This is a genomic window from Burkholderia sp. Bp9015, assembly GCF_003853505.1.
In the GTDB taxonomy this organism is placed as follows: domain Bacteria; phylum Pseudomonadota; class Gammaproteobacteria; order Burkholderiales; family Burkholderiaceae; genus Burkholderia.
Map to the genome: position 1 here is coordinate 1 of NZ_QTPZ01000096.1, position 705 is coordinate 705.

Consider the following 705-nt stretch of genomic DNA (forward strand, 5'->3'; position numbering starts at 1 on the left):
TTACTGCATGAACCAGCCGTGGCTGACGACGAACGACTGGCCCGTGAGCGCGGCGCTCGGGAACGCCGACAGGAACAGCACCGTCTGCGCGACGTCCTGCACCGTCGTGAACACGCCGTCGACCGTGTTGCCGAGCATCACCTTCTTCACCACTTCCTCTTCGCTGATGCCGAGCTCCTTCGCCTGCTCCGGAATCTGCTTGTCGACCAGCGGCGTGCGCACGAAGCCCGGACATACGACGTGCGAGCGCACGTTGTGCTTCGCGCCTTCCTTCGCCAGCACGCGCGCGAGACCGAGCAGCCCGTGCTTGGCCGTCACGTACGCCGACTTCAGCGGCGACGCTTCGTGCGAGTGCACCGAACCCATGTAGATCACGACGCCGCCGCGATCGTCCTTGTACATGTGCTTGAGCGCGGCCTTGGTCGTCAGGAACGCGCCGTCGACGTGGATCGCCTGCATCTTCTTCCAGTCGGAGAACGCGTAGTTCTCGATCGGGTTGACGATCTGGATGCCCGCGTTCGACACGAGGATGTCGACCGAGCCGAACGTGTCGGCCACCTTGTCGATGCCGCTGTTGACCGCTTCCTCGTTGGTCACGTCCATCGCGACGCCGATCGCCTTGCCGCCTGCCTTGACGATCTCGTCGGCAACCGCGTTTGCGCCGTCCTGGTTCAGGTCGGCGATCGCCACGGCCGCGCCCGCTTT

Annotated in this window: 1 protein-coding gene; it reads right to left on the reverse strand. The window is 64.8% G+C overall.

The genetic code is table 11. The features are described from left to right. Positions 1-705, reverse strand: a 705-nt coding sequence (locus DIE12_RS37750; RefSeq protein WP_148091663.1) for a 3-hydroxybutyrate dehydrogenase, incomplete at its 5' end; no start/stop codon positions are given.